General features: G+C 61.6%; 16 protein-coding genes. 2 read left to right on the forward strand and 14 right to left on the reverse strand.

All coding sequences use genetic code 11. The annotated features are described in order from the left end of the window. Window positions 1–16 precede the first annotated feature (16 nt). From KSS97_RS07160 to KSS97_RS07180, 5 genes are all read right to left on the reverse strand, one after another. Window positions 17–1,393, reverse strand: a complete 1,377-nt coding sequence (locus tag KSS97_RS07160; RefSeq protein WP_030140782.1) for an L-serine ammonia-lyase — start codon at window positions 1,391–1,393, stop codon at window positions 17–19. A 186-nt stretch (window positions 1,394–1,579) separates the two neighbouring features. Then, on the reverse strand, window positions 1,580–4,429 hold the full coding sequence (gene gcvP, locus KSS97_RS07165) for an aminomethyl-transferring glycine dehydrogenase (protein ID WP_217861378.1): 2,850 nt from the start codon (window positions 4,427–4,429) through the stop codon (window positions 1,580–1,582). Between the two features lie 10 nt (window positions 4,430–4,439). Further along, entirely contained in the window at window positions 4,440–4,823 is a 384-nt protein-coding gene (gene gcvH / locus KSS97_RS07170; RefSeq protein WP_030140780.1) for a glycine cleavage system protein GcvH, read from the reverse strand. A 428-nt stretch (window positions 4,824–5,251) separates the two neighbouring features. Beyond that, a complete protein-coding gene (gcsR, locus tag KSS97_RS07175) occupies window positions 5,252–6,760 on the reverse strand; it encodes a transcriptional regulator GcsR (RefSeq protein WP_217861379.1) in 1,509 nt (502 codons plus the stop codon). 208 nt (window positions 6,761–6,968) lie between these two features. Beyond that, the gene (locus tag KSS97_RS07180) at window positions 6,969–7,874 is read right to left on the reverse strand and encodes a LysR family transcriptional regulator (protein ID WP_217861380.1); all 906 of its coding nucleotides are present in this window, start codon (window positions 7,872–7,874) and stop codon (window positions 6,969–6,971) included. Window positions 7,875–7,986: 112 nt separating this feature from the next. On the opposite strand from KSS97_RS07180, the gene KSS97_RS07185 reads away from it, so the two are divergent. Together KSS97_RS07185 and KSS97_RS07190 are read left to right on the forward strand one after the other, a co-directional pair. Next, window positions 7,987–8,865: an MBL fold metallo-hydrolase gene (locus tag KSS97_RS07185; protein ID WP_217861381.1), complete on the forward strand. Its 879-nt coding sequence runs from the start codon at window positions 7,987–7,989 to the stop codon at window positions 8,863–8,865. A 221-nt stretch (window positions 8,866–9,086) separates the two neighbouring features. Further along, window positions 9,087–9,701: an NAD(P)-dependent oxidoreductase gene (locus KSS97_RS07190; RefSeq protein WP_217861382.1), complete on the forward strand. Its 615-nt coding sequence runs from the start codon at window positions 9,087–9,089 to the stop codon at window positions 9,699–9,701. A gap of 9 nt (window positions 9,702–9,710) precedes the next feature. Here the strand turns inward: KSS97_RS07190 and KSS97_RS07195 are convergent, their stop codons facing one another. From KSS97_RS07195 to KSS97_RS07235, 9 genes are all read right to left on the reverse strand, one after another. Beyond that, entirely contained in the window at window positions 9,711–10,040 is a 330-nt protein-coding gene (locus KSS97_RS07195) for a GlpM family protein (protein WP_187293334.1), read from the reverse strand. Between the two features lie 27 nt (window positions 10,041–10,067). Further along, window positions 10,068–11,396 carry a two-component response regulator AauR gene (aauR, locus tag KSS97_RS07200; RefSeq protein ID WP_198798041.1) on the reverse strand — a complete coding sequence of 443 codons (1,329 nt, stop codon included), beginning with the start codon at window positions 11,394–11,396 and terminating at the stop codon, window positions 10,068–10,070. After that, complete coding sequence (gene aauS, locus KSS97_RS07205; protein WP_217861383.1) at window positions 11,393–13,294, reverse strand: two-component sensor histidine kinase AauS; 1,902 nt, start codon at window positions 13,292–13,294, stop codon at window positions 11,393–11,395. The genes aauR and aauS overlap by 4 nt, the downstream gene beginning before the upstream one ends. Window positions 13,295–13,454: 160 nt before the next feature. Further along, window positions 13,455–14,189, reverse strand: a complete 735-nt coding sequence (locus tag KSS97_RS07210; RefSeq protein ID WP_018614195.1) for an amino acid ABC transporter ATP-binding protein — start codon at window positions 14,187–14,189, stop codon at window positions 13,455–13,457. Continuing rightward, window positions 14,186–14,857, reverse strand: a complete 672-nt coding sequence (locus tag KSS97_RS07215) for an amino acid ABC transporter permease (protein ID WP_030140772.1) — start codon at window positions 14,855–14,857, stop codon at window positions 14,186–14,188. The genes KSS97_RS07210 and KSS97_RS07215 overlap by 4 nt, the downstream gene beginning before the upstream one ends. Continuing rightward, window positions 14,857–15,603 carry an amino acid ABC transporter permease gene (locus KSS97_RS07220; protein ID WP_018614191.1) on the reverse strand — a complete coding sequence of 249 codons (747 nt, stop codon included), beginning with the start codon at window positions 15,601–15,603 and terminating at the stop codon, window positions 14,857–14,859. The genes KSS97_RS07215 and KSS97_RS07220 overlap by 1 nt, the downstream gene beginning before the upstream one ends. Before the next feature lie 191 nt (window positions 15,604–15,794). After that, the gene (locus KSS97_RS07225) at window positions 15,795–16,709 is read right to left on the reverse strand and encodes a glutamate/aspartate ABC transporter substrate-binding protein (protein ID WP_030140771.1); all 915 of its coding nucleotides are present in this window, start codon (window positions 16,707–16,709) and stop codon (window positions 15,795–15,797) included. A 444-nt stretch (window positions 16,710–17,153) separates the two neighbouring features. After that, the gene (gene glpD, locus KSS97_RS07230; RefSeq protein ID WP_217861384.1) at window positions 17,154–18,692 is read right to left on the reverse strand and encodes a glycerol-3-phosphate dehydrogenase; all 1,539 of its coding nucleotides are present in this window, start codon (window positions 18,690–18,692) and stop codon (window positions 17,154–17,156) included. 230 nt (window positions 18,693–18,922) lie between these two features. After that, window positions 18,923–19,678 carry a DeoR/GlpR family transcriptional regulator gene (locus KSS97_RS07235; RefSeq protein ID WP_003204973.1) on the reverse strand — a complete coding sequence of 252 codons (756 nt, stop codon included), beginning with the start codon at window positions 19,676–19,678 and terminating at the stop codon, window positions 18,923–18,925. Between the last annotated feature and the right edge of the window lie 50 nt (window positions 19,679–19,728).

Raw genomic sequence — 19,728 nt, forward strand, 5'->3', positions numbered from 1 at the left:
ATGAAAGTGGCACGCATCAGCATTCGATGATGTTGACCGCCAGACCGCCGCGGGCGGTCTCCTTGTATTTGCTTTTCATGTCGGCGCCGGTCTGGCGCATGGTGCGGATGACTTTGTCGAGGGAGACGAAGTGATGGCCGTCGCCACGCATGGCCATGCGCACCGCGTTGATGGCCTTCACCGAACCCATGGCGTTGCGTTCGATGCAGGGCACCTGGACGAGGCCGCCGATGGGGTCGCAGGTCAGACCGAGGTTGTGTTCCATACCGATTTCGGCGGCGTTTTCTACTTGCTGCACGGTACCGCCCAACACTTCGCACAATGCGCCGGCAGCCATGGAACAGGCCACGCCGACTTCCCCCTGGCAACCGACTTCAGCGCCGGAGATGGAGGCGTTTTCCTTGTACAGGATGCCGATGGCGGCGGCGGTCAGCAGGAATCGCACCACGCCATCTTCGTTGGCCCCGGGAATGAAGCGCATGTAGTAATGCAACACGGCCGGGATGATGCCCGCCGCACCATTAGTGGGCGCCGTGACGACACGGCCGCCGTAGGCGTTTTCTTCGTTGACGGCCAGGGCATACAGGTTGACCCAGTCCAGCACTGACAGCGGGTCTCGCAAGGCCGCTTCGGGGTTCTTGCACAGCTGGCGATGCAACGCGGCGGCCCGGCGCTTGACCTTCAGCCCGCCCGGCAGGATCCCTTCGTTGCGACAGCCCGCCGCTACGCAATCCTGCATTACCTGCCAGATCTTCAGCAGGCCGGCGCGCGTTTCGGCTTCGGGGCGCCAGGCGCTTTCGTTGGTCAGCATCACCTGGCTGATGGACAGGCCATAAGTGCTGCAATGGGCCAGCAAGTCTTTTGCGCTCTTGAACGGGAAGGTCAGGGGCGTGGCATCTTCGACGATACGGTCGGCGCCGGCCGCGTCTTCATCGACGACAAAGCCGCCGCCCACCGAGTAGTACTCGCGGCTGCGCACTTGCAGGCCCGCCGCATCGAAGGCGCGGAAGATCATGCCGTTGGGGTGGTAGGCCAACGGCTTGCGGATCATCGCCAGATGCAATTTTTCGTTGAATTCGATGGTGTGTTCGCCAAGCAGGTTCAGGCGACCGCTGCTGCGGATCTCCTGGAGCCGGGCGGTCACTGTTTCGGTGTCCACGGTGTCGGGATGCTCTCCTTCGAGGCCCAGCAGCACGGCCTTGTCGCTGCCGTGGCCTTTGCCCGTGGCACCGAGGGAACCGTACAGCTCGACTTTGACGCTGGCAGTGGTATTGAGCAGCTCATCACGACGCAACCCTTCGACAAAACGGGCCGCGGCACGCATCGGGCCGACCGTGTGTGAGCTGGAGGGGCCGATGCCGATCTTGAACAGGTCGAACACGCTTAACGACATGGTGTTTCTCCGGTTTCTTTTTATGGGATCGACTTTGAAGATGTGACTCAGGCCCCTTGTGGGAGCGAGCTTGCTCGCGATAGCGGTGTGGCAGTCACTCAAATGACAACTGACAGTCCGCTATCGCGAGCAAGCTCGCTCCCACAAGGGATATTCGGAGGGCGGATGGACCGCCCCCCTTCATGGTCAAGCGTAGCTTTCGATCGACGGGCAGGCGCAAACCAGGTTGCGGTCGCCGAACACGTTGTCGACCCGGCCTACTGGCGGCCAGTACTTGCCTTCGATCAATGACGCTACCGGGTACACCGCCTGTTCGCGGCTGTAAGGATGAGTCCACTCGCCGACCAGTTCCGCCGCGGTATGCGGGGCGTTCTTCAGCGGGTTGTCGTCCTTGTCGAGGCTGCCGTTTTCCACCGCGCGGATTTCTTCGCGGATGCAGATCATGGCGTCGCAGAAGCGGTCCAGTTCTTCCTTGGATTCGCTTTCGGTCGGCTCGATCATCAACGTGCCGGCCACTGGGAACGACATGGTCGGGGCGTGGAAGCCGAAGTCGATCAGGCGCTTGGCGACGTCATCGACGCTGATGCCACTGCTGTCCTTGAGCGGACGTAGGTCGAGGATGCATTCGTGGGCCACCAGGCCGTTGCTGCCGGAGTAGAGCACCGGATAGTGCTCTTCCAGGCGACGGGCGATGTAGTTGGCGTTGAGGATCGCCAGTTGCGAGGCGCGCTTGAGACCCGCGCCGCCCATCATGCGGATGTACATCCAGGTGATCGGCAGGATGCTCGCGCTGCCGAACGGCGCCGCGCACACTGCGCCTTCCTTGCGTTCCATGTTGGCGTGGCCTGGCAGGAATGGCGCCAGGTGTGACTTGACGCCAATCGGGCCGACGCCCGGGCCGCCACCGCCGTGGGGAATGCAGAAGGTCTTGTGCAGGTTCAGGTGCGAGACGTCGCCGCCGAACTTGCCTGGCGCGCAAAGACCGACCATGGCGTTCATGTTGGCGCCGTCGATGTACACCTGGCCGCCGTTGTCATGGATGATCCCGCAGATTTCGCGGATGCCTTCCTCGAACACGCCATGGGTGGACGGGTAGGTGATCATCAGCGCGGCGAGGTGCTCGCGGTGCTCGATGGCCTTGGCGCGCAGGTCTTCGATGTCGACGTTGCCACGGGCATCGCAGGCGGTCACGACCACGCGCATGCCGGCCATGTTGGCAGTGGCCGGGTTGGTGCCGTGGGCCGAGGACGGGATCAGGCAGATGTCGCGACGGTCTTCGCCACGGCTCTGGTGATAGGCGCGGATCGCCAGCAGGCCGGCGTACTCACCCTGGGAACCTGCGTTGGGTTGCAGCGACACCGCGTCATAGCCGGTGGCGGCGCAGAGCATGGCTTCCAGCTCGTCGGTCAATTGCTGGTAGCCGGCGCTTTGCTCGGCCGGGGCGAACGGGTGCAGGGCGCCGAATTCGGCCCAGGTCACCGGGATCATTTCGCTGGCGGCGTTGAGTTTCATGGTGCAGGAACCCAGCGGGATCATGGTGCGATCCAGGGCCAGGTCCTTGTCGGCGAGCTTGCGCAGGTAGCGCATCAGCTCGGTTTCGGAGTGGTAACGGTTGAACACCGGGTGCCCGAGGATCGCCGATTGGCGTACCAGCTCGGCCGGGATGCGGCTTTGCACGCTGGCGGCCAGGGCGGCGAAGTCTGGCGCGGCCTTGCCGTCGGCCAACAGGCCCCAGAGGGTTTCGATATCCGCTTGGCTGGTGGTCTCGTCCAGGGACAGGCCAACACGCTCAGCGTCCACCACGCGCAGGTTGATGCGCTGGGCACGGGCCTTGTCGTGCAGGGCGGCGGTTTGCGCGCCGGTGTGCAGGGTCAGGGTGTCGAAGAAGCTCTCCTGCTCGACGCTCAGGCCCAGCGCGCCCAGGCCCTTGGCGAGGATCGCGGTCAGGTGATGGATGCGGTTGGCGATTTGCACCAGGCCTTTGGGGCCGTGGTACACGGCGTACATGCTAGCGATGTTGGCGAGCAGTACTTGGGCGGTGCAGATGTTGCTGGTGGCTTTCTCGCGGCGGATGTGTTGCTCGCGGGTCTGCATCGCCAGGCGCAGGGCCGGCTTGCCGAAGCGGTCCACGGAGACGCCGACCAGGCGGCCCGGCATGTCGCGCTTGAACGCATCCTTGGTGGAGAAGTACGCCGCATGCGGGCCGCCGAAACCCAGCGGCACGCCGAAGCGCTGGGCGCTGCCGATGGCGACGTCGGCACCGAATTCTCCCGGAGGTGTCAGCAGGGTCAGGGCCAGCAGGTCAGCGGCGACGGCCACCAAGGCGTTGGCGGCGTGGAAGCGTTCGGTCAGTTCGCGATAATCGAACAGGTCGCCATTGCTGGCCGGGTATTGCAACAGCGCGCCGAAGAAGGCGCTGACGTCGCTCAGTTCACGCTCATCGCCCACGACTACGTCGATGCCCAGGGGCTCGGCACGGGTGCGCAGCACGTCGAGGGTCTGCGGGTGGCTATGCACGGAGGCGAAGAAGGCGTTGCTGCCCTTGTTCTTGCTCAAGCGCTTGCAGAAGGTCATGGCTTCGGCGGCGGCGGTGGCTTCGTCGAGCAGGGAGGCGTTGGCGATCGGCAGGCCGGTGAGGTCGCTGATCAGGGTCTGGAAGTTCAGCAGCGCTTCGAGACGGCCCTGGGAAATTTCTGGCTGGTACGGGGTGTAGGCGGTGTACCAGGCCGGGTTTTCCAGCAGGTTGCGCAGGATCGGTGCCGGCGTGTGGCAGTTGTAGTAGCCCTGGCCGATGTAGGTCTTGAACAGTTGGTTCTTGGCGGCGATGGCCTTGATCGAAGCCAGTGCGTCGGCTTCGCTCTGGCCGTCGCCCATGTCCAGCACGCTGGTGCCCTTGATGCTTTCCGGGATGACGCTGGCGCTCAGGGCCTCCAGGGAGTCGTAGCCCAGGCGCTCGAGCATGGCTTGCTCGTCGCTGGCACGCGGGCCGATATGGCGAGCGATGAATTCGTTGGCGGTGCCGAGATTAACGGTCATGGTGCGCTCCTCAGGCTTCGGCGTTGGCTTTGATCAGGCGGTCGTAGGCGTCTTGATCCAACAGCTTAGCCACTGCATCGGCGTCGGTCGGTTTAAAACGGAAGAACCAGCCTTCGCCCATCGGATCTTCATTGACCAGTTCAGGGCTGCCGTCGAGTTGGCCGTTCACTTCGAGCACTTCACCGTCCAGGGGCATGTACACGCCGCTGGCGGCCTTGACCGATTCCACGGTGGAGGCTTCGGCGCCTTTGGCATAGGCCTGCAACTCAGGCAGTTGCACAAAAACCACGTCGCCCAATGCGTTCTGCGCAAATGCGGTAATGCCTACCGTGACGGTGCCGTCGGCTTCGGCGCGCAGCCATTCGTGATCTTCAGTAAAACGCAACTCGCTCATGGAAACTCCTGGGGCCAGATTTCGTCTGGTGGACGCGAAGAAGGCGCGGGGCTTGGCCCGGCCGAATGGCTATACCCTTAGCAAGAACGTGGCCAATGTTTAAAAGTCTTTGTATATCAATGGAATGGCGGTTTTTCCAAGGCGCTCGGTATCTCAAGCTGTAGCGAAATCGCTACAGCTTGGAGGCTGGAAAAAATCGTTGTGGGATCAAAGCCTTGCACAGTGCAGGTTAGCGCCGTGTGTAGCGATATCGTTCCGCTGTAGCGCTTTCAGTACAGGTTGAGGTCGTTTTTGACGCTACTTTCGAATGCAACACAAGAATCCCTGTGGGAGCGGGCTTGCTCGCGAAGACGGTGTGTCAGCTAATTGGATGTCGACTGGCACACCGCTTTCGCGAGCAAGCCCGCTCCCACATGGACCGAGTAAAACTAGGGCTTGTTGGAGATCCCGTACTTGCGCAACCGATGGGCAATCGCGGTGTGGGAAGTTTGCAACCGGCTGGCGAGCTGGCGGGTGGAAGGGTAGTTGGCGTAGAGACTTTCGAGCAGGTGCTTCTCGAAGTTCTCGACGGCCTGCTCCAGGCTCTCGACCTCCACATCGCCCTGGCGCGCCACGGAGGTGCCGGCGATGTCCAGGTCGCCGATGTCCACCAGGCTGCTTTCACAGATGGCGGCGGCGCGGAAGATCACGTTCTGCAATTGCCGTACGTTGCCCGGCCAGCGGTTGCCCAGCAACGCCGGGTAAGTGCCGGGGGCGAGGCGGCAGACCGGGCGCTGGATCTGCGCGCAGGCCTGCTGCATGAAATAACGCGCCAGCAGCAGGATGTCCTGGCCACGTTCACGCAGCGGTGGGACTTCGACGTTGAGCACGTTCAGGCGATAGAACAAGTCTTCGCGGAACGAGCCTTCGCTGACCATCTTCTCCAGGTTGCGGTGGGTGGCGCTGAGAATCCGCACGTTGACCTTGATCTCTCGGTCGCCACCGACCCGGCGGAAGCTGCCATCGTTCAAGAAGCGCAGCAGCTTGGCTTGCAGATACGGCGACATCTCGCCGATTTCATCGAGGAACACCGTGCCCTGGTTCGCCAGTTCCATCAGCCCCGGCTTGCCGCCGCGTTGGGCTCCGGTGAAGGCGCCGGGGGCGTAGCCGAACAGTTCGCTTTCGGCCAGGTTTTCCGGCAGCGCGGCGCAGTTCAGGGCCAGGAACGGTGCGCCGTGGCGGGCGCTGATGGCGTGGCAAGCCCGGGCCACCAGTTCCTTGCCGGTGCCGGTTTCGCCCTGGATCAGCAGCGGCGCGTCCAGCGCCGCGACCCGTTGTGCCCGCGCCTTGAGGGTGCGGATCGCCGGGGATTCGCCCAGCAATGCGTCAAAGCCTTCGGCGTGATCGTGATGCAGCGCCGACAGGCGTTCACCGATGCGGTTCGGCTGGTAGAGCGTCAGCAGCGCGCCGGCATCGGTGATGGGGGTGGCGTCCAACAACAAGGTCTGGCCGTTGAGGGTGATTTCCCGCAGCGGCAAGCGAAAGCCGTTTTCCAGCAAGGCGTCCAGCAGCGCGGCGTCGCCGAACAGCTCGGCCACGCTTTGCCCGGCCGGTTCGCGTCCGTACAGGGCGATCAGTGCCGGGTTGGCCAACAGCACCTTGCCGGCGCTGTCGAGGGCCAGCACCGGGTCGGTCATCGCCGCAAGCAAGGCATCGAGCTGCAAGTGCCGCCGCTGGCCCGGCAGGATGTCCACCACGGTGACCGACTCCACGCCGCGCACACTGAACAGTGCCTCGCGCAACTCGTCGAGCACCTGTGGGCTGAGGGTCGGGGCGTCGATGTAGACGTTGGGCGGCACCATCTCCACCGCATCCAGATTGAGATTGCGCCCACCGAGCAAGGCCAGGACTTCCTGGGTGATGCCGACGCGGTCGATGAAGCTGACGTGGATACGCATGGGGCGGTTCTGGGTTCTGGAGTGCGGAGGGGGCAAGTATGCCTTGGGGCGGGCTGTTGGTGAAATCCCGGCGCAGCCTTGAGGCTGTACAGAGATCCCCTGTGGGAGCGAGCTTGCTCGCGATGGCTGAGTGTCAGCCACCCTTTTATTGACTGATACACCGCTATCGCGAGCAAGCTCGCTCCCACAAAGGTTCCCGCAGAGGTAGCTACAACCCTACATCCCACTCAGGCGTCTCGGGAAACTTGAGCACCAGGAAATCCAGCAGGCTGCGCAGCGCCGAGGGCATGTGCTTGCGTGAGGCGTACACCGCGTACATGTTCATCTGGCGCGGTTCGGCGTGGGCGAGCAGGCGTACCAGTTCGCCGCTCTGGATATGCGGACCGGCCTGGTAGCTCGGCAGCATCGCCACGCCCGCGCCGGCTATCGTGGCCTGGAGCAAGGTGCTGGCTTCGTTGGCGCTGATGTTGCCTTGCACCGGCACCGAGACCTGTTCGCCGTCCTGCTCGAAATGCCACAGGCTCTTGCCGACGTACGAATGGGTCAGGCAGTTGTGCCGGCTCAGGTCTTCCACTCGCTGCGGTGTCGAGTGTTCCCGCAGATAGCGCGGGGCGGCGCAGATGACTGAGCGGCAAACCGTGAGGCGCCGGGCAATCAGGTTCGGGTCGAGGTCGTTGCTCATGCGGATCGCCAGGTCGATGCGTTCGTCCACCAGGTTGACGGTGCGGTCGAGCATTTGCAGGTCAACGCTCACGCCTGGGTAGCGCTGGACGTATTCGGCAATCGCGCTCGCCAATTGCGACTGACCGAACGAGGGGCTGGCGCTGATGCGCAGCATGCCCCGTGGCGCGTCTTCCGGCGTGCTGACGGCCGCTTGCATGTCGCCGGACAGCTCCAGCATCTGTCGGCAGCGCGGCAGGATCTCCGTCCCAGCGGCCGTCAGGCTCAGCTTGCGGGTGGTGCGGTGCATCAATCGGGCGCCGACCCAATCCTCCAGCTCCGCCAGGTAACGCGACACCACCGGCCGCGACAGGTCCAGATGCTCGGCCGCCGCGGATTGGCTACCCAGGTCCACCACGGTGACGAACACCCGCATTGCTTGTAGACGATCCATGATTTGCCCGATTTCAGAAACAAACTATGTTCCAGCATCGCATTTTTTGTAATGAGTTTGGCAACTAAGCTCCGTTCATTCCCTTGCGGGCCTTTGCACAACGGAGCACCTCATGACCGGTTTCACCCCCATCAAACACTTGTTGCTGGCGACCGCGGCGCTGGTCTTCACGGCCCAGGCCTGGGCCGCCGACTTGACGCTGGATGTCTATAACCCCGGCGCGGCGGCAATCTTCCCAGTGACATCGGTATTGGTCAGCGGTGAAAAGGAGGCGATCCTTGTCGACGCGCAGTTCGGCAAATCCCAAGCCGAACAGCTCGTCGAAAAAATCCGCGCCAGTGGCAAGCGGTTGACCACGATCTATATCAGCCACGGCGACCCCGACTACTATTTCGGCCTGGAAACCCTGGTGGCCGCTTTCCCTGAAGCCAAAGTCTTCGCATCCGCGCCGACCGTCGAGCACATCAAGGCCACTGCCGACGGCAAGTTGAAATATTGGGGGCCGATCCTGAAGAGCGATGCGCCGTCCAAGACGTTCGTGCCCCAAGTGCTCAAGGGCGACAGCCTGACGCTGGAAGGCAAGCGCTTGCAGATCGTCGGCCTCGATGGTCCGCAGCCAGACCGCAGTTTCGTGTGGATTCCATCGATCAAGACCGTGCTCGGCGGCGTGGTGGTGGCGGAGAACATTCATGTCTGGATGGCTGATACCCAGACGCCCAAGTCCCACAAGGATTGGTTGGCGACGCTGGACGGCATTGAAAAGCTGCAACCGGCCACTGTGATTCCCGGCCATTACCTGGGCGAAAGTGCCCGCTCCCTGGCTCCGGTGCGCTTTACCGCCGGTTACATCAAGGCCTTCGACGAAGAAACCGCCAAGGCCAAGGATTCCGCCGCGTTGATCGCCGCCATGAAACTACGCTATCCGGACCTGGGGGAAGACAGTTCCTTGGAACTGAGTGCCAAGGTGGCAAAGGGTGAGATGAAGTGGTGACAGCCAATCTTTGATCAGAACGCTTTTTTGTGGCGAGGGAGCTTGCTCCCGCTGGGCTGCACAGCAGCCCCTATGCAGAAACCAAGTTGCATCTCGCATACGGCATGGACCTTTTTGCGACTGCTTCGCAGCCGAGCGGGAGCAAGCTCCCTCGCCACGAATGTGTTCATGGTTCCAAGACACGTTGAAGTAGAACCTACGAATAAACATTGGAGAATCACATGAGCAAAATCGCAATCATCGGCGCCACCGGCCGCGCTGGCAGCCAACTGTTGGAAGAGGCCCTGCGCCGTGGTCACAGCGTGACGGCCATCGCTCGCAACACCGCAAAGATCGGCGAACGGGCCGGCGTGGTCAGCAAGCAATTGGACGTACTGGACAGTGAGGCATTGATCGCCGCTGTCGCCGACCATGACGTGGTCATCAGCGCCGCGCACTTTGCCACCGTGCCGGCCGACAAAATCATCGCTCCTGTGAAGGCCGCCGGGGTCAAGCGCCTGCTGGTGGTCGGCGGTGCCGGTTCGTTGCTGCTGCCGGATAACAGCCGTGTGATCGACAGCGATGGCTTCCCTGAGGAATACCTGGCCGAAGCCACGGCCGGTGCCTTGTTCCTGGATGTGCTGCGCAACGAACAGGACCTGGACTGGACGTTTCTTTCACCCTCGGCGGAGTTCGTCGAAACCGAACGCACCGGCGAGTTCCGCGTCGGCAAGGACCACCTGCTGTTCGATAATACCGGGCGCAGTTGGATCAGCTTTGCCGACTATGCCATTGCGATGATCGACGAGGTCGAGACACCGCAGTTTTCGCGGACACGGTTTACCGTCGGTTATTAATCACAAGGATCAGCCGTGAAGCCGCACCCAGACGCTGACCAGCACCGTCGCCGCCATTAGCCAGGCCACGGCGGCGACTGCCAATGAGGCTTCGAGGCGCATCCGGTCGACCATCACGTATAGCGTCGCGAGATAGACGAAGTACGGAATGATCGACCACATGCCGAACACGATCGTGGTCTTCAGGTCATCGACCGAACGGCCCTTGCCGACGATGTAATGGGCGATCAGCGCAAAGGTCGGGAACAGGGGCACCAGCCCGGCAATGTAGTAATTCCTGGTCTTGGCCAGCATTGCCAGGATGACCACCACGGCTGCACCCAGCGCCGCTTTGAAAATCAGATCCACTGGTTACCGTCCGGTTGATTAATGGCTCAGGCCATATTTTTTGACTTTGTCGAACAGCGTGGTCTTGGCCATGCCCAATTCCTGGCTGGCCTGGGTCAGGTTGCCACCGCTGCGTTGCAATGCGTCCATCAGCAGGTTGCGTTCGAAGGCCTCCACCGCTTCGGCGAAAGCCAGGCCCTGGGTGCCACTGCTGGCACCTGATTTCTTGAAGGCCGGCAGGCCGAGGGCGTAGCGTTCGGCGACGTTGCGCAGTTCGCGCACGTTGCCCGGCCAATCGTGGCTCATCAGGTTCGACAGGGTCTGGTTGTCCAGCTCCGGCACGGTACGGTCGAAGCGCAGGGATGATTGGCGCAGGAAATGTTCGAACAACTGCAGGATGTCCTCGCGTCGCTCGCGCAGGGGCGGCAGCTCCAGCGTCACGACGTTGAGACGGTAATACAGGTCGCTGCGGAACTGTCCGGCCCGGCCCATTTCGTCGAGGTCGGACTTGGTGGCAGCGATCACCCGGCAATCCACGGCCACGCTCTGGTTCGAACCCAGGCGCTCGAGGGTGCGTTCCTGCAAAACACGCAGTAGCTTGATCTGCAGGGGCAGGGGCATGCTTTCCACTTCATCGAGAAACAGCGTGCCGCCGTCGGCGTGTTCGATCTTGCCGATCCGACGCTTGCCGGCGCCGGTGAAGGCGTTGGCCTCGTGGCCGAAGATCTCGCTTTCGAACAGGTTTTCCGGCAGCCCGCCGCAGTTCAGCGCGACGAACTGTTTGTCGTGGCGCCGGCTGAAGTCATGCAGGCAGCGGGCGACCAGTTCCTTGCCGGTACCGGTTTCGCCTTCGATCAGCACATTGGCCGAGGTGTCGGCAACATTGGCAATCAACGCCCGCAGGTGTTGCATGGCCGGCGAGCGACCGATGATCCGGCCTTCGAGGGAATCGCGTTCGGCCAACTGCCGGCGCAACGATGAGACTTCCCGGGCCAGGCCGCGCTGTTCAAGGGCTCGACGGGCGACATCCACCAGGCGTTCGGGAGAGAACGGTTTCTCCATGAAGTCATAGGCGCCTTTCTGCATGGCGTCGACGGCCATGGAAATGTCGCCGTGACCGGTGATCAACACCACCGGCAGGCGACTGTCCCGCGCCTTGAGGCGGGTGAGCAATTCCAGGCCATCGATGCCCGGCAAGCGGATGTCGCTGATGACGATACCGGCGAAATCATCGCCGACTTGTTCCAGCGCCTCTTCGGCACTGCCCACGCCGATGCACGGAATGTCTTCCAGGCTCAAGGCCTGCTGGCAGCCCAGCAGGACATGGGGATCGTCCTCGACGATCAGTACGCTCAGGTCATTGTTCATAGCGGCTCGGCAGGAGAAAGGCTTACCAACGGCAAACTGAGGATGAACGTGGTTCCACCGCCATCCGGATGCTCGACGCCCAGGTGTCCGCCCGCGGCGGCGCACAGGCTCGCCGAAAGCGTCAGGCCCAGCCCCAGGCCTTGTTCGCCGGGTTTGGTGGTGAAAAACGGTTCGAAAAGATGCTTGCGGGCCTCCGGGTCGATGCCATGGCCATTGTCCCGTACCCGCAGGCGATATTTGCCGTCGCTGGTCTTGCCTTCGAGCCATAGCGTCGGCTCGGGCTGGGCTTGCATGGCGTCCAGGGCGTTGCCGATCAGGTTCACCAGGATCTGTTCCAGGCGCGTCTGGTCGATTTGCACCTGGACGTCATCGAAACCGGAATGTATCTGGATCGCCCGGTTTTCCAGGCGTCCGCCCAGCAGTTGCAGCGCGGCTTCGACAGCCTTGCCCAGGCTCGCGCGGCCCTTGTCATCGCCGCGCCGGGCAAAGGCGCGCAGGCTGGCGGTGATGCGGCCCATGCGGTCGATCAATTCATTGATGGTCTTGAGGTTGGCGCTGGCAACGTCCAGCTGGCCGCGCTCCAGGAAGCGCACGGTGTTGCCTGACAAGGTGCGCAGGGCGGCCAACGGCTGGTTGAGTTCATGGGCGATGCTGGTGGACATCTGGCCGATGGCCGCCAGTTTCCCGGCCTGTACCAACTCGTCCTGGGCCCGGCGCAACGTCTCTTCGGCCTGCCGTCGTTCACGGATCTGACCCTTGAGCCGTTCATTGCTGGCCCGCAGGTCGGTGGTGCGTTCGGTAATCCGACGTTCGAGCTGGTTGTTCGCCTCTTGCAGCGCCTCGCGGGCGGCGAGGCGGGTGGCGATGACTTTGCGCCGCTCGTTCCAGGCGATCAACAAAAAGGCCACCAGGGCAAAGGCAACGGCCACCAGGATGCCTTGGTTGATCGCTTGGCGGCGCAGGTCGTCAAGTGGGGTCAGCAGGGTGAAGTTCCACGGTGTGTCGCTCAACGGCCGGGTTTGCGAGAGATAGCTGGTGGCCTGCTGGTCGGCCTTGATCTCGGTGTTGGCGGGGAAGGTCAGTTTCTCCATCCCTTCGGTGAGGTGTTCTCGTGCCAGGGGAATCAGCTCGTTCAGCGGGAACCAGTAATATTGTAGGCTGCGAGCCAGGCGTTCCTTGGTTTCGTCGCTCAGAGGACGCACCGACTTGAGCCGTCGCGCCGGGTCGCTGGACAGGATGATGATGCCGTTTTCGTCGCTGACGAAGGCTTCCAGGCGTGCTCGCTGCCAGCGTTCTTCCATGGCTTCGAGGCGAACCTTGACCACAGCCACGCCGATGATCTTGCCTTGTTCCTCCAGGCCATGGGCCAGGTAGTAACCCGGTTCGCCATTGGTGCTGCCGATGCCATAGAAACGCCCTGGCTGGCCACGCACGGCGTTCTGGAAATAGGCACGGAAGGACAGGTCTTCACCCAGGTAACTGTCGACATCGCGCCAGTTGCTGGTGGCCATGACCCGGCCGGTGGTGTCCATCACGTAGATGGCCCGGCTGCGGCTGCGCCGGTTGAGGCCTTCGAGGTATTCGTTGACGGTCTTGCGATGCTCAGGCGTCGGGTCGTCGAGCAGTTGCGAGACACTCGATTCAAGCTCCAGCAGGCTGGGCAGGTAGGTGTACTTACTGATCTCGCTCTCGACTGCGCGGGCATGCAGCTCCAACTGGCGTTCGCCATTCTCGGCCAGGCCGCGAATGCCGTAGCGCTCGCTGATCCAGAAGCCGAGGTAGCCCAGGCCGACCATCAGGGCGATGATCAACGGCGGCAGGAACAGATGGCGGATCAGACGGGGTTTCACGGCGAGTGATGGCGGCGCGGCGCGATAAAGGGTGGGGTCGCATTTCATCACAGAAGCCTTGGGTCAACCACAACACAAATCGACAAGCCAACTCCGATCCCTCAGTGGGAGCGGGCTTGCTCGCGAAGGCGGTGTATCAGCCACATTGATGTTGAATGTGCTGCCCTCTTCGCGAGCAAGCCCGCTCCCACAGTAGGAGGCGGTGTTTTTAGTGCTGCAGGATCTTCTCGAGGAAATGCTGCGCACGTTCGGAGCGGGCACTGATGTCGCCGAAGAACTCTTCTTTAGGGCAGTCTTCGATGATCTGGCCCTGATCCATGAAAATCACCCGGTTCGCCACTTTGCGGGCGAAGCCCATTTCGTGGGTCACGCACATCATGGTCATGCCCTCGTGGGCCAATTGCACCATCACATCGAGCACTTCGTTGACCATTTCCGGGTCGAGGGCCGAGGTCGGTTCGTCGAACAGCATCACCACCGGGTCCATCGCCAGCGCCCGGGCAATCGCCACGCGCTGCTGCTGGCCGCCGGAGAGCTGGCCCGGGTGCTTGTGGGCGTGGGCGGACAAGCCGACGCGTTCAAGCAATTGCAGGCCTTTCTTGGTGGCTTCTTCCTTGCTGCGGCCCAGCACCTTGATCTGCGCGATGGTCAGGTTCTCGGTGATGGTCAGGTGCGGGAACAGTTCGAAATGCTGGAACACCATGCCCACGCGTGAACGCAGTTTCGGCAGGTTGGTCTTCGGGTCGGCGATCGACGTGCCATCGACCACGATGTCGCCTTTCTGGAACGGTTCCAGGGCGTTTACGCACTTGATCAGCGTGGACTTGCCCGAACCCGACGGCCCGCACACCACCACAACCTCGCCTTTGCTGACCTCGGTGCTGCAATTGGTCAGTACCTGGAAGTCCCCATACCACTTGTTGATGTTCTTGATAGAGATCATACGGCGAACCTTTTTTGCAGACGCTTGACCAGCAGCGAGGCGGCAAAGCTGATTGTGAAGTACACGAGACCTGCGATGATCAGGAACTCATTGGAGCGGCCGATGATGTCGCCATTGGCCCGCGAAGCATTGAGGAAGTCCACCAGGCCGACCGTGTAGACCAGCGAGGTGTCCTGAAACAGGATGATGCTTTGTTGCAGCAACAGCGGGGTCATCTTGCGAAACGCCTGGGGCAGGATGATCAGGCGCATGACCTGGCCATAATTCATGCCCAATGCCTGTGCCGCGCCCATCTGGCCCTTGGGGATCGACTGCACGCCGGCCCGGACAATTTCACAGAAGTACGCCGCCTCGAACATCATGAACGCCACGACGCAGGAGCCGAACGCGCCGATGGGAGTGTCCTCGCCGGTGATCCAGCGCAGCACGAACGGCACCGCCAGGTAGAACCAGGTGATGACCAGCAGCAACGGGATCGAGCGGAAGTAGTTGACGTAGGCGCCAGCGATGTTGGAGATCAGCTTGTTGTGGGACAGGCGCATCAGCGCCAGGATCGTCCCCAGGATGATCCCGCCGACGACGCCCAGGGCCATCAGCTTGAGGGTCATCACCATGCCGTTCCACAAGCCGGGAATGGCCGGGATGATGCCTGTGAAGTCGAATTCCATTATTTACCCCCCACGGAGATCAGGCCGGGCACCGCGACTTTCTTCTCGACCATGCGCATGAGCAGCATCAGGCTCATGTTCAGGGTGAAGTAGATCAGCGTCGCCAGGGTAAAGGCTTCGAACAGGTTGGCCGAGAACTCGGCGGTCTGCTTGGTCTGCGCGAGCAGCTCCATCAGGCCGATCAGCGAGGCCACGGAGGAGTTCTTGAAGACGTTGAGGAACTCGGAGGTAAGCGGCGGAATGATGATCCGGTAGGCCTGGGGCAGCAGCACGTTCCAATAGATCTGCGGCAGCTTGAAGCCCATGGCACGGGCAGCGGATTCCTGGCCGCGTGGCAGCGCCTGGATACCGGTGCGTACCTGTTCGCAGACCCGTGCGGCGGTGAACAGGCCCAGGCAGACGACAACGCTCAGGTAGGCCGAGGTGGTCGGGTTCAGGTCCTGTTTGTACCACTCCTGCATATCGGCGGGCAGCAGGTCCGGTACCAGGAAGTACCAGATGAACAGCTGAACCAGCAGCGGCACGTTACGGAAAAGCTCCACGTAGCAAGTGGCGATACCCGACACCAGCCGGTTCGGCACGGTGCGCATCACACCCAGGATCGAACCCAGCAGCAGGGCGATGATCCAGGCGACGACGGCGATGGCGATGGTCCAGCCCAGGCCGGCCACGTACCAGTCGAGATAAGTCTCGCTGCCCACGCCGGTGGACTTGAAGAACACGCCCCAGTCCCAGTTGTAATTCATTAGGGTCTCCCCTCAGATCGTTCGATATACAAATGCCCGCCTGGGGAAACTCCGTTCCCGCCCGGCTTGGAGGGCCAGGCACACGCGATCGGCTCGACAGCCACCGGTTCGAGTGTTTCCAGATTTGCCAGCAGGGAATGACCATCCCCTGAAAGGGCCGGGCCCCTTCAGGAGATAAGGTTAGTCAGAAATCAGGATTTCTTTTCGTCAGCCGCTTTGTCGGTCGGGTTGGCGATCAGCTTCTTGAGTTCTTCGCTCATCGGGAAGTTGAGGTTCAGGCCTTTTGGCGGGATAGGTTGCATGAACCATTTTTCGTAGATCTTGTTGATCTCGCCCGAGGCGTAGGTGGCCTTGATGGCGTCATCGACAGCCTTTTTGAACGGCTCGTCGCCCTTGCGCACCATGCAGCCGTAGATTTCGTAGGACTGTGGAGTACCGGTAACGGCCCAGTCATCGGCCTTCTTGGCCTTGGCGGCTTCGCCAGCGAGCAGGGCGTCGTCCATCATGAACGCGACGGCCCGGCCCGATTCCAGCATCTGGAAGGACTCGCCGTGGTCTTTGGCCGAAATGACGTTCATGCCCATTTGCTTGTCGGCGTTCATCGCCTTGAGCAAGCGCTCGGACGTGGTGCCGGCGGTGGTCACGACGTTCTTGCCCTTGAGGTCGTCGAAATCCTTGTACTTGGAATCTTTCTTGGACAGCAGCTTGGTGCCGATCTCGAAGATGCCAACGGAGAAGGCGACTTGCTGCTGGCGCTCGACGTTGTTGGTGGTGGAGCCGCACTCCAGGTCCACGGTGCCGTTCTGCACCAGCGGGATACGGGTTTGCGAGGTGACCAGGTTGTACTTGACCTGCAGGTTCGGTACGTCGAGCTCTTTCTTCAGGGCTTCGACGACTTTCAGCTGGATGTCATGGGAGTAGCCGACCGGCTTGCCGGAAGCGTCCGCGATGTAGGAAAACGGAATGGAGGCGTCGCGGTGACCGAGCGTGATGACGCCGGACTCTTTGATCTTTTTCAACGTGCCGGTCAGTTCGGCTGCGAAGACCGGAGTGCTGATCAGAGCGGCAGCAATGGCTGCGCCCAGGAGATGGGGAACGATGCGCATCGATGTTTCCTCGACATTGTTTTTTTTGTATTTGGCCGGTTCACCGGCCCTGAGTGCGTCGAATGCCTGGCAGCTCCTGTTGTGTTGGCGTAACAGGCGTTCGTCTCGAGGAGTGTAGAGCATGAGTCGTGCCAAGCCAGTGGCTTGGTGCTATCTGGCTGTTTTTAAAGGAAATTAATGTTTTGTTTCAGCTTTTTTAAGCGTTGTTTATCCGGTTTGCCGAACTGACTGCCGGGTCGTGTTCGGAAAACCGAATTCCTCACGGGCTTCTCGATCCTTGTGGGAGCGGCCTTGCTCGCGAAAGCGGTCCATCTATAACGATGATGTAGAAGGTGCCGCCGTCTTCGCGAGCAAGCCCGCTCCCACAAGTCCATGACGGATTACAGACAATAAAAAGCCCCTGAATCGCCGGATTTCAAGGGCTTTTGGTTTAGCGGGTTACGTTCAGGCCGCTTCGATCTTGCGGCGGTTGTGCTCGACCTTGTCCAGGTACTGCTGAAGCTTCCCCTGCTCGGCCGCAGTGGTGAACAAGCCCAGCTTGCTGCGGCGCCACAGGATGTCCTGGGCATCGACTGCCCATTCATCGCTGCACAGGTAATCGACTTCCCGGGTGTAGAGGCCGGCGCCGATGTGTTCACCCATATCGGCCAGGCTGTGCACGCCCTCGAGCATGCGCCAGGTTCGGCTGCCATAGGTCGTGGCCCAGCGGCGGGCGATGTCGGTTGGCAGCCAGTCGAACTTGTCGCGGATGGCCGAGCACAGCGCCTGTGGCGTGGTCATGTTTTCACCGCCGGGGAGGGCCTCGACGGCGGTCCAGCTTGGGCGCATCTGTGTGAAGTAAGGGGCCAGTTGCGCCATGGCCGATTCGGCCAGTTTGCGGTAGGTGGTCAGTTTGCCGCCGAACACCGACAGCAACGGCGCCTCTTCGCCGCCCCCGGACAGTGCGAGGGTGTAGTCCCGGGTCACGGCGGAAGGGTTGTCGGACTCGTCGTTGCACAGCGGGCGGACGCCGGAATAACTGTGCAAGATATCCTCGCGGCTGAGCTGTTTCTTGAAGTGCGCATTGACCACTTTCAACAAGTAGTCGGTTTCGCCTTCGGTAATCGTTACTTTCGCCGGATCGCCCGTGTACTCGCGGTCAGTCGTGCCGATCAAGGTAAATTGGTTCAAGTAGGGAATGGTGAAGACGATGCGCTGGTCCTCGTTCTGGAGAATGTGCGCGTGCTCGCCTTCGTAGAGTGTCGGCACGATCAGGTGGCTGCCCTGGATCAGGCGGATGCCGTAGGGCGACTCCATCTTCAGGTCATCCCGAATGAACTTGGCCACCCACGGGCCGGCGGCGTTGACCAATGCCTTGGCGTGGATCGAAAACAGGCTGCCGTCGGCACGTTCCAGGTGCAAATGCCACAAGCCCTTGCTGCGGCGAGCGTTGATGCAGCGGGTCCGGGTATGGACATGCGCACCTTTCTCCCGGGCGGCCATGCCATTGAGCACTACCAGCCGTGCGTCGTCGACCCAGCAGTCGGAATATTCGAAGCCTTTGGTGATCTCGCTTTTCAAGGCGCTGTCGGCGCCGAACTTCAAGCTCTTGGAGCCGGCGAGTTGTTCACGCTTGCCCAGGTGATCGTAGAGAAACAAGCCGGCGCGAATCATCCAGGCCGGACGCAGGTGCGGGCGATGGGGCAGGACGAAGCGCATCTGCTTGACGATGTGCGGGGCCTTGGCCAGCAGCACTTCGCGTTCGGCCAGGGCTTCACGCACCAGACGGAATTCATAATGTTCGAGATAGCGCAGGCCGCCATGAATCAGCTTGCTGCTGGCCGATGAGGTATGGCTGGCCAAGTCGTCCTTTTCGCAAAGGAACACCGAAAGACCGCGACCGGCAGCGTCCGCGGCAATCCCCACGCCATTGATCCCGCCGCCAATGACGGCGATGTCGTAGATCTCGGCGATAGGGGGCGTAGGCAAGGTGGAAGTGGGCATCGGCTGGCCTCGGGCTCTTTTCGAAATATTTGAATTCGAACATTTATGTTCATTTACGAAAATACTAGCCCATAAGCACGGCCGCAGCCAGTCGAATTCGATTGAAAATACTGATCGAAGGGGGCTGAAAGGAAAATTTTCGAACACGAAGGGTGGGGATGTGGGTGGAAGTGCTTTTGTGGCGAGGGGATAAATCCCCTCGCCACAGGAACTGGATACAGGGGGCGGAGCTAGACCACTTCCAGCCGAATCTTGTGCTGGCTCAACAACTGCGCCAGGGCTGGCACCGGTTGCTGGTCGGTCACCAGGCAATCGATCAGGCTGATCGGGCCCAGGCGAACCATGGCGTTGCGTCCGAATTTGCTCGAGTCCGCCGCCAGCAATACCTGTCGGGCATTGGCGATGATGGCTTGGGATACCCGCACTTCCTGGTAGTCGAAGTCCAGCAGGCTGCCGTCTTCATCGATTCCGCTGATGCCCACCAGGGCGAAGTCGACCTTGAACTGGTTGATGAAATCGACGGAGGCCTGGCCCACCACGCCGCCGTCGCGTCGTACATTGCCGCCGGCGATCAGGACTTCGAAGTCGTCCTTGGCGCTGAGGATCGACGCTACGTGCAGGTTGTTGGTGATGACCTTGAGATGATTGTGATTGAGCAGCGCCCGAGCGATGGATTCGGTGGTGGTGCCGATGTTGATGAACAACGAGGCGTGGTCGGGAATCTGTGCAGCGATCGCCTCGGCGATGCGTTGTTTCTCATCGCGCATCTGATCGGCGCGCATGGCGTAGGCGGTGTTTTCCACGCTTGAATCATAGGCGGCGCCGCCGTGGTAGCGGCGCAGCAGGTTCACTTCCGCCAGTTGATTGATGTCGCGGCGAATGGTCTGTGGGGTAACGACGAATAATTGCGCCATTTCCTCGATGCTGACATAGCCGCGTTCGCGGACAAGCTCGAGGATTTGTTGCTGGCGGGGAGGCAGATTCATGGGGCTTCCTTTGGGCTGCCATACAAAATTTGCCCATGATGCCGCAGGAA

Source organism: Pseudomonas alvandae (assembly GCF_019141525.1).
Lineage (GTDB): Bacteria > Pseudomonadota > Gammaproteobacteria > Pseudomonadales > Pseudomonadaceae > Aquipseudomonas > Aquipseudomonas alvandae.

Excerpts from the sequence above, each read along its gene's own strand:
- KSS97_RS07160 (WP_030140782.1), bottom strand. The coding sequence starts at position 1,393 with ATGTCGTTAAGCGTGTTCGACCTGTTCAAGATCGGCATCGGCCCCTCC.
- gcvP (WP_217861378.1), bottom strand. The coding sequence starts at position 4,429 with ATGACCGTTAATCTCGGCACCGCCAACGAATTCATCGCTCGCCATATC.
- gcvH (WP_030140780.1), bottom strand. The coding sequence starts at position 4,823 with ATGAGCGAGTTGCGTTTTACTGAAGATCACGAATGGCTGCGCGCCGAA.
- gcsR (WP_217861379.1), bottom strand. The coding sequence starts at position 6,760 with ATGCGTATCCACGTCAGCTTCATCGACCGCGTCGGCATCACCCAGGAA.
- KSS97_RS07180 (WP_217861380.1), bottom strand. The coding sequence starts at position 7,874 with ATGGATCGTCTACAAGCAATGCGGGTGTTCGTCACCGTGGTGGACCTG.
- KSS97_RS07185 (WP_217861381.1), top strand. The coding sequence starts at position 7,987 with ATGACCGGTTTCACCCCCATCAAACACTTGTTGCTGGCGACCGCGGCG.
- KSS97_RS07190 (WP_217861382.1), top strand. The coding sequence starts at position 9,087 with ATGAGCAAAATCGCAATCATCGGCGCCACCGGCCGCGCTGGCAGCCAA.
- aauR (WP_198798041.1), bottom strand. The coding sequence starts at position 11,396 with ATGAACAATGACCTGAGCGTACTGATCGTCGAGGACGATCCCCATGTC.
- aauS (WP_217861383.1), bottom strand. The coding sequence starts at position 13,294 with ATGAAATGCGACCCCACCCTTTATCGCGCCGCGCCGCCATCACTCGCC.
- KSS97_RS07210 (WP_018614195.1), bottom strand. The coding sequence starts at position 14,189 with ATGATCTCTATCAAGAACATCAACAAGTGGTATGGGGACTTCCAGGTA.
- KSS97_RS07215 (WP_030140772.1), bottom strand. The coding sequence starts at position 14,857 with ATGGAATTCGACTTCACAGGCATCATCCCGGCCATTCCCGGCTTGTGG.
- KSS97_RS07220 (WP_018614191.1), bottom strand. The coding sequence starts at position 15,603 with ATGAATTACAACTGGGACTGGGGCGTGTTCTTCAAGTCCACCGGCGTG.
- KSS97_RS07225 (WP_030140771.1), bottom strand. The coding sequence starts at position 16,709 with ATGCGCATCGTTCCCCATCTCCTGGGCGCAGCCATTGCTGCCGCTCTG.
- glpD (WP_217861384.1), bottom strand. The coding sequence starts at position 18,692 with ATGCCCACTTCCACCTTGCCTACGCCCCCTATCGCCGAGATCTACGAC.
- KSS97_RS07235 (WP_003204973.1), bottom strand. The coding sequence starts at position 19,678 with ATGAATCTGCCTCCCCGCCAGCAACAAATCCTCGAGCTTGTCCGCGAA.